This window comes from Flavobacterium sp. TAB 87, assembly GCF_001529295.1.
GTDB lineage: Bacteria > Bacteroidota > Bacteroidia > Flavobacteriales > Flavobacteriaceae > Flavobacterium.
Map to the genome: position 1 here is coordinate 67,588 of NZ_LLWK01000029.1, position 17,222 is coordinate 84,809.

Below are 17,222 nucleotides of genomic sequence, written 5' to 3' on the forward strand. Positions count from 1 at the left end.
TATTCAATCTGAATAGGTTTTTTTGTATATTGGAGTAATACCCAAACAAAAAATCTACTCAAATGAAAAAAAATCAATTAGAGATTGCTTGCTTCGGACTGTACTCTGTTGTACTTGCACAAGAAAACGGAGCAGATAGAATTGAATTGTGTTTGGATATGTCTGTTGGAGGAATTAGTCCGAGTAGTATGTTGGTTGCAGCTGCAAGAGAAAATACAACCTCAGAATTGTATGTAATGATTCGTCCACGTGGTGGAAGTTTTGTGTACAATGAAGCTGAATTTAATGCAATGAAAAGAGCCGTTCTTGATTTTAAGAATCTAAATGCAGATGGCTTTGTATTCGGAATTTTAAATGAAGACGGAACGGTAAACGAAAAACAAAATTCAGAATTGGTGCAACTGGCGAACCCACTGCCTTGTACTTTTCATCGTGCTTTTGATGATGTTCCAGACCCCCACCAGGCATTGGAACAACTTATAAAAATTGGATTTTCGTCTATTTTAACTTCAGGAGGTGCAGTTAATGCTATCGCTGGAATTGATGTTCTTGAAAATTTGATTCGTATCGCTAATACGCGAATTAAAATTATTCCAGGTGGCGGCATTCGATCCACTAATATCAATTTATTGCTAGAAAGATTAGGACCAAATATATATCATTCTTCGGCTGTTTTAGATGAAACTGATGTTCCGAGTATCGAGGAAATAATTAAGTTAAAAAAAGTGCTTTCTTAAAAGTAGAAAAGTTAAAAATCAAAAAAGCCGAAGTAGTTAAACTTCGGCTTTTTTTTACTACAAAAACTAATTCAAAAAATTAAAATTGAGTTGGTTGTCTTTAAAACATGCCGCCGCCATCTTTACTGGTGTTGTCCTCACGTTGCTTGCGTTGCAAACTTTTATTTTTTCCACCGCCAAAATTGTAATTCAAGCCAAAATAAACAGATTGGCTTTCCCAATTAAATTCACCTTTTTGCGGATAAGGATATTCGGTATCAAACGAATATTTCATTGTATCAAAAACATCATTAAAACGAACACTTATACTCATTTTATTGTTCAATAAAGTGTAACGAGCGCCAGCATCTATTTTATACATTGCTTTTCGATCGTTTTGAATCTCCTCAACGGCATTGTTGTAAAATCCGAAAAGTAAAAAACTCAACCGCTTATTCGCTTTAAAATTAGAGTTCAAACGCGTGTTCAAAGACGAAACATTAATATTTCTTGACAACGGACTAGTCTGGTTTGTGGTTGGATTGTATTTAAATACAATACCTTCTTGATTGATGCTTGAAAAATCAATAGACGGTTGAATGTCCCACCATTTGGTTATTTTGTAATTGGCAGAAACCTCAAAACCGTACGCTGTATTATGAGCGAAATTGGTGTACGTCATAATTTGCTTCTGCTGCGTTTGGTCACTTTCGTCTGGAGAAATTACACGACTAATTTGGTCGTTGATGTTTCGATAGTAAATACCTGTTGTAAAACTGCCTTTGTTAAAAGTTTTAGTATAATTTATTTCTACTGAATTGGTAAATTGAGGGCGTAATTCTGGGTTTCCGTACGAAGTAATTAACGGAGTTGAAAATTCTCTGATGGGTTTAGTTTGTTCTAAACTCGGACGATCGACACGGCGACTGTAACTCAATTGCAACGTATTTTTCTCGTTCAAATTATAAGTCAAATAGGCCGACGGATATAACGTAATGTAATCATCTTCAAATTTGGCAAGGCCCTTGTTTAAATTTGCAACGACCTTATAACTTTCAAAACGGCCTCCTATTTGGTAACTAAATTTATTGAACTTTTGCCCAAAGGTTACATAAGCGGAATAAATGTCGGTATCGTACGTATAATTAGAGATTCTTTCGTCAGCAGGAACAGATGGGTTTCCAGTGGCGTACTCATTACTTGTTCTGGTAATTCTAGCTTCAGCACCAGCTTCTAATGTTGTTTTTTCGTTTAATGGATTTACATAATCGATATTGACAGTGCTTAGTTTACGACTGTCTTCTAAATTATCATTGTAAATGCTTGAGTCAATTGTATTGTTTTGGTTGGTTACGCGAGTATCGAAGTTTGCCCCTTGATCTTCTTTGTAATTGCTATAATTTCCTTCGATATCTAAAGTGTGACCTTCTTTTGTGAACAAATGTTTGTAAGCAAGGTTGTAAGTTCCTGTAATATCGGTTCCGCCATAGAGTCCTTCTTGAAAGATGTTAGCGCTAGTTGGGCTAGCATTTTTGTAATCAACAGTAGTTTGTACATTTGTTTTGCCTGTAAATTTATTTTGATTGGTGTAAAACGATACAGTGTTATTGTCGTCAATTAAATAATCCATTCCAATTTTGTATAAGTACGAATCGTTGTCATTCAGGATATTTAATTTTTGAGAAGTGGGAACGTCGAGGCGATTGATTTGACCTTGATTGTGTTTTAGTCCCGAATTGTTTCCGAAATTTCCAAAGAAATTTACTTTTCCTACTTTATAATTAGCATCTAATGATTGGTTGAATTTTGCTGTTTCAGCAAAGGTAATTCCGCCACTGTAGCTTCCGTTGAAACCATTGTTGGCATTTTTATGCAAAATGATATTGATAATCCCCGACATTCCTTCTGGATTGTACTTTGCACTTGGATTGGTGATTAGTTCAATTTTTTTAATCGAAGTAGACGGAATTTGTTTTAGTAATTGTGCAGCATCAATAGTGCTCACTCTTCCGTCAATTAAAACTCTGACATTTTGATTGCCACGAAGTGATATTTTTCCGTCTTGATCTACATTTACGGACGGTACATTACTCATAATGTCCGAAGCAGTGGCGCCAGCGGTTGTTAAATCTTTTCCAACAGTAATCACTTTACGATCGATTTTTTGTTCCATTGTAGAACGTTCGGCAATTATATTTACACCTTTTAATTCGGTTGCCGCTTCTTCTAAATTAATCTTAAAATTCGCAGTTGGATTAGCGGTTAGATTTACGGCAGCAGTATAATTTTTAAAACCGATGTATTGCACTTCTAGTACATAATTTTTTAGAGCAATGTTTTTGAAGTCAAATTCTCCATTGTCGTTGGTAACGGCGCTGTTGATTGTTTTTCCGTTTTCTTTTAAAGTAACGGTAGCGTAAGAAATAGGCACGTTTGAACTGTTCTCGTTTACTTTTCCAGATACATTTCCATTGTTTTGAGCTTCAGCCCAACCGACCATTCCTAAAAATAGTACGATAAATAATTTGATTTTCATGATTGATTATTTTTGATTGATGATTACTATTAAGACTTTTAAATCTGGATTATGTTACACTTTTTTTGATGTTTTTTTATTTTTTAACATGTAAAGTGGCCTATGGCCTGATTTTTAAACCTTTTGTGTTTTCTGTATTTGGGCAATAAGAAGTATATTTGCACACTTTAAAAATACGTTTACATGTCATTATCAAAAATTCTTACTCCTTCTATACAACAAGCGATTCAAGCTTTATTTGGTGCAACTGTCGAGAAAATCGAATTTCAAACCACTCGAAAAGAGTTTGAAGGCGATATTACAATGGTTATTTTTCCGTTGTTGAAAGTGGTTAAAAGCAATCCAGTTGAATTGGGAACTAAAATCGGAAATTATTTAGTAGAAAATGTATCAGAAGTAGCTCGTTTTAATGTAGTTTCAGGATTTTTAAATATCGTTATTTCAGATTCGTATTATTTGGATTTTTTCAATACCATAAAAGACAATGCTAGTTTTGGTTTTGTAGATTCCAATTCAGATGACAAAGCAATTATGGTCGAATATTCTTCGCCAAATACCAATAAACCATTGCATTTGGGGCACGTTCGTAATAATTTATTGGGGTATTCGGTAGCTGAAATTTTAAAAGCTTCGGGTAAAAAAGTATATAAGACACAGGTGATCAATGACCGTGGAATTCATATTTGTAAATCGATGTTGGCTTGGGAACGATTCGGAAACGGAGAAACTCCAGAAAGTACTGGTTTAAAAGGAGATAAATTGGTGGGTAACTATTATGTAGCTTTTGATAAAGCCTACAAAGTAGAAATCAATCAATTAATGGCTGAAGGAAAAACCGAAGAGGAAGCCAAAAAGCAGGCGCCGATTATTATAGAAGCGCAACAAATGCTTCAAAAATGGGAAGCAGGAGAAGAGCAAGTTTTGTCACTTTGGAAGAAAATGAACCGATGGGTTTATGATGGTTTTGCCGTTACTTATAAAAATTTAGGAGTTGATTTTGATCAATATTATTACGAAAGCAATACCTATTTATTAGGTAAAGATGTGGTGCAAGTCGGTTTGGATAAAGGTGTTTTTGAAAAAGATCCTGACGGTTCCGTTTGGATTGATTTGACTGACGAAGGTTTGGATCGCAAAATTGTGTTGCGTTCTGACGGAACTGCGGTCTACATGACCCAAGATATTGGAACCGCGATTCAGCGTGTAAAAGACAATCCAGATGTAGGCGGAATGGTTTACACCGTTGGTAACGAACAAGATTATCACTTTAAAGTATTGTTTTTGATTCTGAAAAAGTTAGGTTTTGATTGGGCTTCGAGCTTGTATCATTTATCATACGGAATGGTAGATTTGCCTTCTGGAAAAATGAAAAGCCGCGAAGGAACAGTGGTCGATGCTGATGAATTGATGCAAGACATGACCGATACGGCTCAAAAAATCTCAGAAGAATTAGGCAAATTAGACAGTTATTCAGCAGAAGAAAAAGCGAAATTATACAGTACGATTGGTCTAGGAGCTTTAAAATATTATATTTTGAAAGTAGATCCTAAAAAACGTATTTTATTTAATCCAGAAGAATCAGTTGATTTTGCTGGAAATACAGGTCCGTTTATTCAATATACGTACGCGCGAATTCAATCGATTATTCGAAAAGCCGATTTTGATTTTTCTGCAGCAGTTTCATTAGATTTTGAATTGCATGAAAAAGAAAAAGAGTTGGTAAAACAAGTAGAGTTATTTGCTGAAGTAATTCAAAGTGCCGCTCAAAATCACAGTCCCGCTTTAATTGCCAATTATACCTATGATTTGGTAAAAGAGTACAATTCATTTTATCAATCGGTACATATTTTAGGTGAAGAAGATTTGGCTAAAAAAGTATTCCGTGTACAATTGTCTCAAAAAGTAGCCGAAGTGATTAAAGGTGCTTTTAAATTATTGGGAATTGAAGTTCCAGAAAGAATGTAAATGAAACAGTTACTGTTATAAAATAAAAGAGCCGATAGTCATAAAAACTAACGGCTCTTTTGCAATTAACTAACTCAAACATTTATTTTTTAACGACAAATTTGTCAATAATAGCATCACTTTCAGCTTTGGTCGCGTCTGGTTTTAAATCAAATAAATACGAATACAATGGTTTTCTTTCGACCTTGTTCTCTAAAATAAGATCTTTGTCTTGAGCAAAAATTACATCCCATTTGGTGCGTACGTTTTTCCATAAAGGCTTGTTGGTAATCCACCATTTTTGCGCGGCAACACATTTAGAATCATCTACTTTGGTATACACATCAAAACCCTTTTCTTCGGCAACAACATAGTCTTTTTGAGCATCCGTGCGCAATACTTTGGCGTTGTCTTGTTCGTGGTTCCAACCTGTCGCTGTAATTTCATGTATGTTTCTTCTTTTCAAAACATTGTAATCATTTCGGTGTGTTTGCTCTCTTCTTGGTAGAGGAGCATCAGCAACATTGGTCCAATAATTTTTGCCATCAACGTGAACCCAACTAGCAGAACCTTCGTATCTCGGACTATCATCTACTTGAAATACTTTTTGAGTCCATTGTCCTTTAACGTCTTTTGGATTCAGTTTGATAAACTTCCATGTTTTTTCTTTATCAAAAGCATACAATTTGGTGTTTTCATACAGCCAATCTTGTCTCCAATGTTTAATAATCATATCATCACTAACGATCAATAAATGCTGTAAAACAATTTTATTGGGATTGTCTTCTAGTAATTCTACCCATTCTAAGCCGTAATCGTGTTTGGTTTTTGAGGGCTGATAAGTAGCGGTATCTTTTGGATACTGAAAAGTTTCGGTAAAATTGAATTTCACTTCGTAACAACCGCACATCGACTTTATGGATTGAATGTCTTGCTGTTTTTTATTTTCTTGACTAAATCCAAGCGTGGTACTAAGTGCGATTAAAGCGGAGAAGTAGTGTCTTTTTGAAATCATAAAGGGTGTTTTTAATTTTTTTTTGAGCAAATATATATATTTATTTAGATTAAATAAAAATAATATTACATTTGCTAAAATTATTAAGATTAAATAAAAATAATGAATTTCAAAAATAGTATCTTTTTAGGCCTTCTTTTTTGCGGCTCGCTTTTCGCTCAAGTAAAAGACAGTATTGCCTCAGACGAACAATTAGCAGAGGTAGTTATAACGGGGCATTTTGAGCCACAATCCATTAAGAAATCGGTTTTTAATGTGCGTATAATTTCTAATGCTGACATTCAAAATCTAGCGGCAGCTAATTTGGCTGATGTACTGAACCAATATTTAAATATTACGGTTCGCCCTAGTAGTTCTACGGGACGATCTTCCGTTTCGTTGTTTGGTTTAGATTCGCAATATTTTAAAATTTTAGTGGATAACGTGCCTTTAGTCAGTGAGCAAGGTTTTGGAAATAATACCGATTTATCGCAAATAAATTTAAGTGATATTGAGCAAATAGAAATTGTCGAAGGTTCTATGGGAGTTGCATATGGAGCCAATGCAATTAGTGGTGTTTTAAACATTATTACTAAAAAATCATCTCGGTACAAATGGAATGTTTCTGCCGCTGCACAAGAAGAAACAGTGGGCAACGAATTTAGTTTTTTTGATAAAGGAAGACACATTCAGTCGTTGCGTGTTGCGAATAGTATAAACGACAATTGGTTTGTGAGTTTAGGAGTTAATAGAAATGATTTTCAAGGTTATTTGGGAAATAAAAATGGTAAAGAATACTTAGAAACTGATTTTACTAGAGGTTACAATTGGCTTCCAAAAGAACAAGTCAATGCTACAGCCTTAATTGCTTTTCATAAAAATAACTTTAGAGCTTTTTACAAGTTGGAATTTTTAGACGAAACAATTGATTATTATAACAATACCGTACAATCAGGATACAACACAACGTTGGGTTCGTATAGATATGCTGATGATAATAGGTATTTGACCAATCGGTATTTTCATAATTTAAATGCGACTGGAAAATTATTCTCTAAACTAAATTACAACCTGTCTCTTTCGCATCAAAAACAAACTAGAAATGTAGAAGATTTTACGTATTATTTGTACACAAAAACAGAGGCTAATGTATTGGAAGCAAGAGATCAATCTATGGAAGTTTTGTATACTATTGGAACTTTCAATGACTTTTTTAATAGTGACATCTTCGATTTGCAATTGGGATATGAGTTTGTAAATAACAAGGGTTTTGCTTTGGTGCAAGAAGCAAATAATGTGATTGTTCCTATTCGAAAAAAGATCGACAATTATGATTTTTTTGCTTCTTCAGAAGTAAATGTCACCAAAAAAATGGCTATTCGACCGGGAATTCGGTTTTCAGCTCAATCTCAATTCGACAATCAATATGCTTCTTCTTTAGGACTTCGCTATTCATTTAATAGCGGAATCGAGTACCGCATTTCGTTTGGTAAATCATTTCGAACTCCCAATTTTGAGGAGTTGTATTCCCAACAAATTTTTGACGGACATTTTTTTACAGGAAATGAAAATCTTGTACCCGAAAAAAGCACTTCTTACGAAACTAGCTTGAAAAAGACCACTTACTTAAATTCTGGTTGGCAACTGTCTACTATGCTGAATGGGAGTTTTATGAATGTTGATGACCGAATAGATATGGCTTTGATTGGTTTTAATGAGGTTACCGGAAATCCGATGTATCAATTTATTAACATCAGTAAGTATCAAATGTGGAATGCTTCGACTGTAAATCAATTTCAAAAAGGAAACTTTAGCTTTAATTTGGGAGCTTCATTTATTGGTGTTTCCCGTCAAATAGACAATCAAATTTTTGCTTCAGACGATACCTTTTTATACTCATTCAATTTAAATAGCAGCCTTGCGTATACGGTTCCAAAATGGGCAACTACTTTTTCTGCTTATTACAAATACAATGGTAAAACACAGCAATTTGTAGAAGGAACTTCGGCTTATGTCATTTCTGAGATCGGAGCAAGCAATTGGTTGGATGCTTCGATTCGCAAAACATTTTTTAATGACAGAATCGAAACAGTTATGGGATCAAGGAATTTATTTAATGTTTCTAATGTACTTCAATCCAAAACCGATACAGCTGCTGCCCACGCCACTTCTTCCAATGTAATGTTGGCTTATGGACGCTCTTTTTTTATCAAACTCACGTATAAGCTTAATTTTAATTAATACTAAACACTATGAAAAAAACAATTTTTTCTTTAACAATCGCTTTATTGACCTTAGCATCTTGTTCAAGTACGGAGTCAGATCCTATAGAAATACCAACAGTTGGAGCAACTTTAAACCCAGAAGTCGGCGGTCCTAATCAGCCCAATCAAGTATATCTTGATTTAAGCACAGGAAAATCTGAGGTAGTAAACCGAGAAACGTGGGATTTTGGTTTTGCAACTGGAACCGATTTTAGAGTGATAATCAACGGTTCATTGAAAATGGCAGTTAAAAAATTAGAAACGTCAGATATTACAGCACCACAAGAAATAGATACAAAAATTACTGTTGGACAAGGAGATGTGGCTTCGACAACTGGATATGTAGATAATCCTACAGGTGTTTTAACAGGTAACGGACAAGGAATTGGTACTGCAATTGCGGAGGTTTCTGCCAATGATGCTGATAATAAAGTATATTTAGTGAATATGGGATTTGCTGTTTCTACCGAAAAACCAGCAAAAGGCGCAGTCAATGTGTACGGTGCTGCAAGAGGTTGGAAAAAAGTAAGGGTTTTAAGAAACGCAAATGGCTATAAAATTCAGTATGCTGATTTAGCTTCTACCACATTTCAAGAAAGAACCATTGCAAAAGATGATAATTTCAATTTTACTTTTTTTAGCATTAAAGCAGAAAAAACGGTAACTGTGGAACCTTTAAAATCAAAATGGGATTTGAATTTTACCACATTTACCAATTACGTTAATTTTGGTTCAGAAGTACTATACGGCTATTCTGATTTTGTTATTTCGAATCGAAAAGGTGGCACTCAAGTGTATGAGGTTTTGGTTGCAGACCAGATCACTTATGAAGGCTTTGTTTTGTCTCATGTAGATCCATCTAAGTTTGAAATTTCAAAAACAGATCAAAGAATAATTGGAGGAAACTGGAGGAGTGGTGGTGGACCAAGTTCATTGCCAAGTATTAAAACGGATCGCTTTTATATTGTAAAAGATGAAGCGAATAACAACTATAAAGTGAAGTTTCTTACTATGACTAATGATGCTGGAGAAAGAGGAAATCCTGTTTTAGAATATGCTCTTTTAAAATAAGTGCAAACTAGTAAAATATTGTAATTTGTTTTTTTTATTTTCTGAAAAGAGGCTGGATTTATTTCCTCCTCTTTTTTTTTGCCTTCTAAAGTAAAATATACTATTGATCTACACAACTTTGTTAATTTGGTGCTTTGAAGCTTTGCAACTTCTTACTATATTTGCAGTTCCAAAAAAACACTATTATGTTCGATAATTTAAGCGATAAATTAGATAAAGCTTTTCATATACTAAAAGGTCACGGTAAAATTACCGAAGTAAACGTTGCTGATACCTTAAAAGAAGTTCGTCGTGCGTTGCTTGATGCCGATGTTAACTTTAAAATTGCTAAAGACTTTACTGCCAAAGTAAAAGAAAAAGCAATTGGTCAAGACGTTTTAACTACGCTTCAGCCAGGACAATTATTAGTGAAGTTGGTTAAAGATGAATTAACCGAATTAATGGGTGGTGATGTTGCCGGAATTAATTTATCGGGAACACCAACGGTGATTTTGATGTCTGGTTTGCAAGGTTCTGGTAAAACAACTTTTTCTGGAAAATTAGCCAATTATCTTAAAACTAAAAAAGGAAAAAATCCGCTTTTAGTAGCTTGTGATATTTATCGTCCTGCGGCAATCAATCAGTTGCATGTAGTGGGAGACCAAATAGGTGTTGCCGTTTACTCGGAACCAGAAAATAAAAATCCGGTTGACATTGCTCAAAACGCAATTAAACACGCCAAAGCAAACGGTTTTAATGTAGTTATTGTGGATACTGCCGGTCGTTTGGCGGTTGACAAAGAAATGATGGACGAGATTGCTCGTGTTCATGCTGCGATTAAACCTCAAGAAACTTTGTTTGTTGTTGATGCGATGACGGGACAAGATGCGGTAAATACGGCAAAGACATTCAACGATATTTTAAATTTCGACGGAGTTGTCTTAACCAAATTAGATGGTGACACACGCGGAGGAGCTGCTTTATCGATTAAAACGATCGTAAACAAACCGATTAAGTTTGTTGGTACAGGCGAAAAAATGGATGCACTAGATGTGTTTTATCCTATTCGTATGGCCGAACGTATCTTAGGAATGGGAGACGTTGTGTCGTTAGTAGAAAGAGCGCAAGAACAATTTGATGAAGAAGAAGCTAGAAAACTTCAGAAGAAAATTGCTAAGAATGAGTTTGGTTTTGATGACTTCTTAACTCAAATTCAACAAGTTAAAAAAATGGGTAACATGAAGGATTTGGTTGGTATGATACCAGGTGCTTCAAAAGCCATGAAAGATATAGAGATTGAAGACGATGCTTTTAAACATATTGAAGCAATTATTCATTCAATGACACCAGGAGAGAGAAGCAGACCTGCTGTGATTGATGTAAAACGTAAAGCTCGAATTGCTAAAGGTTCAGGAACAAAAGTGGAGCAAGTCAATCAATTGATGAAGCAGTTTGACCAAATGAGCAAGATGATGAAGATGATGCAAGGTCCAGGCGGAAAAAATTTAATGAAAATGATGGGCGGCATGAAAGGAATGCCAGGCGGAATGCCAGGCGGAATGCCAGGCGGAATGCCCGGAATCAAATAAAATACTACGTAAAGTTTAAGATTCGAATCAATTAGAATCTTAAACTTTATTTTTTAATACTAATTATACAGTTTGGTTTAAGCTATTTACGAGATAATTTAAACTTTAAACTTCGTTTTAAACTAAAAGAAATGCAACTACTAGACGGCAAAAAAACAGCAGAAGATATTAAGAATGAAATTGCTGCCGAAGTGCAAGCGATTAAAGATGCGGGTGGAAAAGTTCCGCACTTAGCAGCTGTAATCGTGGGTACAGATGGTGCAAGTTTAACTTACGTAGGAAGTAAAGTAAGATCTTGCCAACAAATCGGATTTGATTCGACTTTGGTGAGTTTACCAGAAGACATTACAGAAGAAGCACTATTAGCAAAAATTAAAGAGCTGAATGAAGATGATGATTTAGATGGTTTTATTGTACAATTGCCGTTACCGAAACACATCAACGAAGAGAAAATTTTAATGGCGGTTAATCCAGATAAAGATGTAGATGGCTTTCATCCGACAAATTTTGGGAAAATGGCTTTAGAAATGGATACTTTTATTCCTGCAACTCCATTCGGGATTATGCAATTGTTGGAAAGATATAAAGTAGAAACTTCTGGAAAGCATACGGTTGTTATTGGAAGAAGTCATATTGTAGGTCGTCCGATGAGTATTTTAATGAGCCGCAAAGGATATCCTGGAGATTCTACGGTAACTATTACGCACAGTAGAACAAAAAATATTGAAGAATATACCAGGAATGCTGATATTATAATTACGGCATTAGGAGTGCCTAATTACTTAAAAGCAAATATGGTAAAAGAAGGTGTTGTTGTGATTGATGTGGGAATTACAAGAGTTGAAGACGCATCTCATCCAAAAGGATACATTATTACAGGTGATGTTGACTTTGCTGAGGTAAGTAAAAAAGCATCATTTATTACACCAGTTCCTGGAGGGGTAGGACCAATGACGATAGCAATGTTATTGAAAAATACATTGTTGGCGCGCAAATTAAGAAGCAGAAACTAAAAGATAATTTATAGTAAAAACCCAAGATGAGAGTCTTGGGTTTTTTGTTTACAATTGGTTTAGGATGCTGTATTTAAAATAGTAAAACGAAACAAGCTGTTTCAAATTTTTGAAGCAGCCTGTTTCTCTAACTACAAAAAAATTTGTTTAGTAAACGCCTAAGTAAAAAGCATCTGTACCGGTTTTTAATTTAGCTCCAACTTTAAAACCATCTGCTGAAGTAGATGCAGGGTCAAAAATGTAAATGTTTCCTTCGCCTCCAATTGGAGTTAAAGCCATGTACAATTTACCTTCAATCACACTTGCCCATTGGTATTGACGCAACCACATTGCAAATGGAATATTCATTTTTACAGCAGTCTTTTTATTGATATCAACGCGAATAAGATCCCAGTTAGAACTAGAACTTCCACCCAAATCAGTATTTAAAACTGGAACATAGCCAATACCATTACCAGCATAAAACCATCCAGTGTTAGCTTCTGCTTTATAACCTAAAGCTTGAGCAATATTAAAAGTTCCATAAGAAGTATCGTAAACGCCATTTTTTATTTTGGTAATCGTTGCACCATTAGACGTGATCAATTGTAAGATGGCGCCATCTTCATCTTTGTGTGCAACTGGTGTGCGGTACCCATTGGTAGAACCTGCCACATTATCTACATCGGTTCTAATCGTTCTTGGCATCTTTAAAGAAGGATAATCAACAACCAACGTTTCTACGTCTTGGTATTCCATAGTTATTTTTGCTGCAGTTATCGGATCGTATTTACTTTTGGCAGCGCCATAGTATAATTTTCCACTAGCCACAACTGGCGCATCAATACGAGAAACGTAAACACCTTGAGTAGCTTCTGCTTCCGTCCAAGGAAACTCGAAAGTAGCGTTTTCTTCAACCGTCATTGTTTCCAAATTAATTCGGGCCAACTTAACTGTTGTTGCAGTTCTTTGATAAATCACACCTGTAGCATCGTATTTTTCTTCGCTAAATACGTGTTGCAACATCGCGTACTTATCGTCAATTTTTGTCCAACGCGGATACGCAGTTCCCATTACCGCTTGTATATCAGTATTTAGTAGTTGCTTGTAATTTTGTCCGCCGTTGTAGCTAAATTTAGTAACTGCACCACCGCCATAATTTAGGTTGTAAATCGTTTCTCCGTCATTTGAAGCATACACACGTGCTGTTCTAGTCGAAGGCACCTCGAATCCAAAGCCAGTAAAAGAGAAAGTTTTATTTGGATCTTGCATTTCGGCAAGAGTAGCGCCTTGCGTATAGGTTGTAGATTCTTTTGTAGAACCTTGTCCTAAAACCAAATGGTAGGAACGAGTTGTTGTTGTGTCGGGAGTTGCTGGTGTTTCACTTTCGTCATTGCTGCAAGAGGCGAGTGTTAGTGCTGCTGCTGTTGTAAAAGTCAATTTAAATATTTTGTTGAAATTCAGATTCATAGTAAAATGTATTTAGATATTAATGTTGAAATTTATAATAATGTATAGGTCAATTTTGCGTAAAAAGCGCGTCCCGGTTTTTGTAGCGCATAATTATCAAATATTTGTTGATTGAAAATGTTTTTAGCATCGATGCTCAACGTTAATTTTTTCTTCGGAAAAGTGTAAGCGATGCCGGTGTCACTAGACAATTGGGTTGGAATAATTGTTTTTCCTGCGCCACCCAAAGCGTTTCCATGTCTGAAAAATTCATGCACGTATAAAATGTTATAGTAAAAAGAGAACTTGGCTTTTTCTTGAATAAAATTATATTGGTCCAATCGCAAATTGTAATTCATAGTAAAATAAGGCGTGTTGGGCAGTCTCTCGTAAGTTGGCGTAATCGTATTGCCGCTGCTGTCGTAAGTGACATTGTAATCTCGGGCAGCAAAAACAGATGTATTTGCATTAAAGAACACGAGCTTGTTGTAATTGTAATGGAGTTCTAAGTCCAAACCTTCGGTGTAAATTTTACCGACATTAGAATTTTGGAAAAATTCTTCGGTATTACCAACGGGTAATTGCATTATCAAATCTTTGGTGTCTCGAATAAATACATTCCCTCTAACATTCAATTTATGATTGTTATAGTTAATGTTATCAAAGGAGATACCTAGATTGTAATTGTTGCTTTTTTCCGGTTTTAGGTTAATCGCAGGATTAATATTTCCAGCAACGTTTCCAAAAACTTCACCTGCTTCGGGTAAACGAACGGCTTTTTCTGCCGATCCAAAAATGGATAATTGACGGGTAATGTTGTATGAAATCGCACCTCCAAAGCCCAAATCATCCGATTTATTTTTACTTTCGATTATAGTAATGGTTGCCGAAGCGCTATTTCCTGTGCGCTGTCTAATTTTGGATAAACGATTTAAATGATACGATTTGGCAAAGACGGTTGTTCGCAAACGATTATCAAACGCTCTGTTTTCGTACGATAGCGAATAGATATTTTTGAAATAACTTCGTTCTTCTTGCATCGCTCGCTCTATGGTTGGCAACATGCTATCGTCTGAATCTCTAGAAAAACGATTGGCTAAATAGTTAAATTGTACGCTATTTTTCGCATTTAATTTATAAGTTAAATTGGCTTTGCTATTCAGGTTAATATCCAAATCTTCTTGTAAAGTTGGATTTCCAGCTTCGGCACCAGAAGCCCAAACATCTGGATTGTTGAAATAGTTGGTAGGATACCCTAACCAACTGTATTGCGTTGCGATAGTATCGGTTATGTTTCGTGTCAATCTCGATAGTGACACAAATGCACTTGCATCTAAATTTTTTAGAATATTTTTTTTAGAAAAATCAACACTATACATTGCCGTATTTTGCTCTGCAAATCGGTTTCCATAGACGATTTCCATTGTTGCTCCGTTCTGGATTTGTTGGTCCATTCTTGACAACAACATGCCAAATAGTAGCTTGTCGGCCCATTGTACATCGGTAAAACCGAATTCTGCTTTAGTTCCTTGCGAACGGTAACGATCATGAAAACGTTTGGCTTTTACGTAAACATCAGGAGTTCCAGGAGCAAGTTGTACTGCTACTTGGTCTCCCCAAACGGTATAGTCGTTATCGGCATAATTTAAAAAAGCAGATCCTCTAAATGTTTGTCCGTTCTTTTCATTACGGTAACTTCCGGTTACATCTGTTTGAAAGGTGTTGAACGATCCACCAGACACAGAAGCGGTAAGGTTATTTTTTGCAGCATTTTTTAAAACTACATTTATGGCGCCGCCCATAGCATCATCGGCCAAATGTGCTGGAACTACACCTTTGTAAATCTCTACTCTTTCAATGAGTGCGACAGGTAAGCTATTCAATGAAAAAGAAGGCCCGTAATTTCGAATCGGAATGCCATCAATAAATATGCGAACCGAATTACCCGACATTCCGTTGATGATGTATTCGGCATTTGACCCTAAACCGCCAGAACGGCGCACGCGAACACCAGCGGTCTGGTCTAGTAGTTCATTTAATTGGATGGACTGTAATTCAAAATTCTTAGTGTCAATTACGTTCACGGCAAATCCTTTAGTTTCAAGTTGTTTTTTCTTGGTGTTCGATCTAATGACAACAGAGTTCAGTTCTTTAGATTCAGCTTTCTTTACGATGGTATTGCTACTGTAATGTGCTGAATTATGGTTTATTTTTTGTGTTTTTTGCTCTGATTCTAAAGATGATATTTCAATTTCATACTGACCAAATGGAACATTTTCCATCAGATATTCCCCATCAATTCCCGTAACTGCCGTTCGTTGTATGTCATTTCCGTGCAATAAAATATTGGCACCAGGTAGTGGTTGCGCACTTCCAAGTAAAATTTTTCCAGAGACTTTTCCCATTTGAGAAAATGCGACAGTGCAGCTCAAACAAAGAAATAGTAGTAAAGTCCAGTGCAATATAGAAGTAGTAACTGGTATAATTTTTATAGTCTTCATCAAACAGTCAATTGATATTGATTTAGTAATGGTGCAAAAGTATCGCAGACCTGTAGAAAACTAGTTTCGTTTAAAGGATTACAAATTATACTTAAAGGATTATTTTTATTTAGAATAAATATAGATTAGTTTTGTCCAAAAACGTATTTGAAATGAGACTCCAAACTCGAATAAAAGAGCCCGATTTTACACTTTGCGATCAATTCCTTTTCAGTGAAAAATGTGGCTGCTTGGATTTAGCTGAAAAGCCGAGCACTTTTGAAAGTCAAGAATATGGTAGTCTGATCGAAAGTACAACAACGACTTCCCAATTTTTGATTCGTTTTTTGCAATTGGATTTGGTAAAACCAGTTACTTTTGAAATTTGCACAACCAAACCGATCATTCAATTGATTTTTTTAATGGAACGGTTTGACAATCAAATGAAGCATCAAATCCGTGAAATTAAAGAAGGAACATCGGTTTGTCCTATTTCTTTAAACGCCAGTACCGCTGAATGTTTGGCTGTCTCCATGACCGAAAAACATTTTTGCAGCTTTTTAGAAACCATAAATTGGGATAAAAAAGAAGCTTTTTCTGTAATGCAAGCGAGTCGAACAACTAATGGTTTGGCCGAGCAATGTCTGTCTACGTCGCCAGAAATTCTCAATGCAATTAGAGCCATCTGTACTTGCGATAGAAAAGGCTCTTTCAAACGTTTGTATATGGAGGCAAAAGTAACCGAATTGCTATTGCTGCAATTAGAACAATACCAAAAGAGTGCAACATTAGGCGTCAAATTTTCAAAAACAGATATAGAAAAGATGTACGAAGCACGATCGCTGATTATCAAGAATTTGACCACACCTTGCTCTTTAATCGATCTTGCCAAGAGAGTAGGAACCAACGAGTTTAAATTAAAGAAACAATTTAAAGCACTTTTTGGCACAACTGTTTTTGGGTATTTAAACGAAATTAAAATGAATAAGGCAAAGCAAATTTTGCAAGAAGGCAACTTAAACGTAACAGAGGTTGCAGAACAGCTAGGCTACAAAACAAGCAGTCATTTTGTAACTGCCTTTAAGCGTTATTTTGGATACAGTCCTGGATCAGTTTTAAAAGTTTTTTCTGCAATGCTGCTTTACATTGTTGAGGTAATTGGTAATTTTACCGCTGAAGATATTGTTCTTATAACACTATCATAAGCA

Annotated in this window: 11 protein-coding genes; 7 read left to right on the forward strand and 4 right to left on the reverse strand. The window is 35.5% G+C overall.

Features of this window, described 5'->3' with window-relative positions; genetic code table 11:
• Positions 1-62: 62 nt before the first annotated feature.
• Positions 63-737 (forward strand): copper homeostasis protein CutC, encoded by a 675-nt coding sequence (locus tag AP058_RS02675; RefSeq protein ID WP_066306677.1) that lies wholly within the window; start codon positions 63-65, stop codon positions 735-737.
• A 100-nt stretch (positions 738-837) separates the two neighbouring features.
• Here AP058_RS02675 and AP058_RS02680 read toward each other — a convergent pair whose 3' ends face one another.
• The gene (locus AP058_RS02680; RefSeq protein WP_066306680.1) at positions 838-3,252 is read right to left on the reverse strand and encodes an outer membrane beta-barrel family protein; all 2,415 of its coding nucleotides are present in this window, start codon (positions 3,250-3,252) and stop codon (positions 838-840) included.
• 183 nt (positions 3,253-3,435) lie between these two features.
• Between AP058_RS02680 and argS the strand changes: the two genes are divergently transcribed.
• Positions 3,436-5,217: an arginine--tRNA ligase gene (gene argS, locus AP058_RS02685; protein ID WP_066306683.1), complete on the forward strand. Its 1,782-nt coding sequence runs from the start codon at positions 3,436-3,438 to the stop codon at positions 5,215-5,217.
• 82 nt (positions 5,218-5,299) lie between these two features.
• Here the strand turns inward: argS and AP058_RS02690 are convergent, their stop codons facing one another.
• Positions 5,300-6,211, reverse strand: coding sequence for a DUF6607 family protein (locus AP058_RS02690; protein WP_066306686.1), 912 nt, complete (start codon positions 6,209-6,211; stop codon positions 5,300-5,302).
• A 102-nt stretch (positions 6,212-6,313) separates the two neighbouring features.
• On the opposite strand from AP058_RS02690, the gene AP058_RS02695 reads away from it, so the two are divergent.
• The 4 genes from AP058_RS02695 to AP058_RS02710 all read left to right on the forward strand — a co-directional run bounded on the left by AP058_RS02695 (position 6,314) and on the right by AP058_RS02710 (position 12,106).
• A complete protein-coding gene (locus tag AP058_RS02695) occupies positions 6,314-8,431 on the forward strand; it encodes a TonB-dependent siderophore receptor (protein WP_066306687.1) in 2,118 nt (705 codons plus the stop codon).
• Between the two features lie 11 nt (positions 8,432-8,442).
• Positions 8,443-9,525, forward strand: a complete 1,083-nt coding sequence (locus AP058_RS02700) for an HmuY family protein (RefSeq protein WP_066306691.1) — start codon at positions 8,443-8,445, stop codon at positions 9,523-9,525.
• A 185-nt stretch (positions 9,526-9,710) separates the two neighbouring features.
• The gene (gene ffh, locus AP058_RS02705) at positions 9,711-11,093 is read left to right on the forward strand and encodes a signal recognition particle protein (protein ID WP_066306693.1); all 1,383 of its coding nucleotides are present in this window, start codon (positions 9,711-9,713) and stop codon (positions 11,091-11,093) included.
• A 131-nt stretch (positions 11,094-11,224) separates the two neighbouring features.
• Complete coding sequence (locus AP058_RS02710; protein WP_066306695.1) at positions 11,225-12,106, forward strand: bifunctional 5,10-methylenetetrahydrofolate dehydrogenase/5,10-methenyltetrahydrofolate cyclohydrolase; 882 nt, start codon at positions 11,225-11,227, stop codon at positions 12,104-12,106.
• Between the two features lie 147 nt (positions 12,107-12,253).
• On the opposite strand, the gene AP058_RS02715 is transcribed toward AP058_RS02710, so the two are convergent.
• Both AP058_RS02715 and AP058_RS02720 read right to left on the reverse strand, forming a co-directional pair.
• Positions 12,254-13,555 (reverse strand): hypothetical protein, encoded by a 1,302-nt coding sequence (locus AP058_RS02715; protein ID WP_066306698.1) that lies wholly within the window; start codon positions 13,553-13,555, stop codon positions 12,254-12,256.
• A gap of 32 nt (positions 13,556-13,587) precedes the next feature.
• Positions 13,588-16,035 carry a TonB-dependent receptor domain-containing protein gene (locus AP058_RS02720; RefSeq protein WP_066306700.1) on the reverse strand — a complete coding sequence of 816 codons (2,448 nt, stop codon included), beginning with the start codon at positions 16,033-16,035 and terminating at the stop codon, positions 13,588-13,590.
• A 152-nt stretch (positions 16,036-16,187) separates the two neighbouring features.
• Between AP058_RS02720 and AP058_RS02725 the strand changes: the two genes are divergently transcribed.
• The gene (locus AP058_RS02725; RefSeq protein ID WP_082706553.1) at positions 16,188-17,219 is read left to right on the forward strand and encodes a helix-turn-helix transcriptional regulator; all 1,032 of its coding nucleotides are present in this window, start codon (positions 16,188-16,190) and stop codon (positions 17,217-17,219) included.
• The last annotated feature ends 3 nt before the right edge of the window (positions 17,220-17,222 follow it).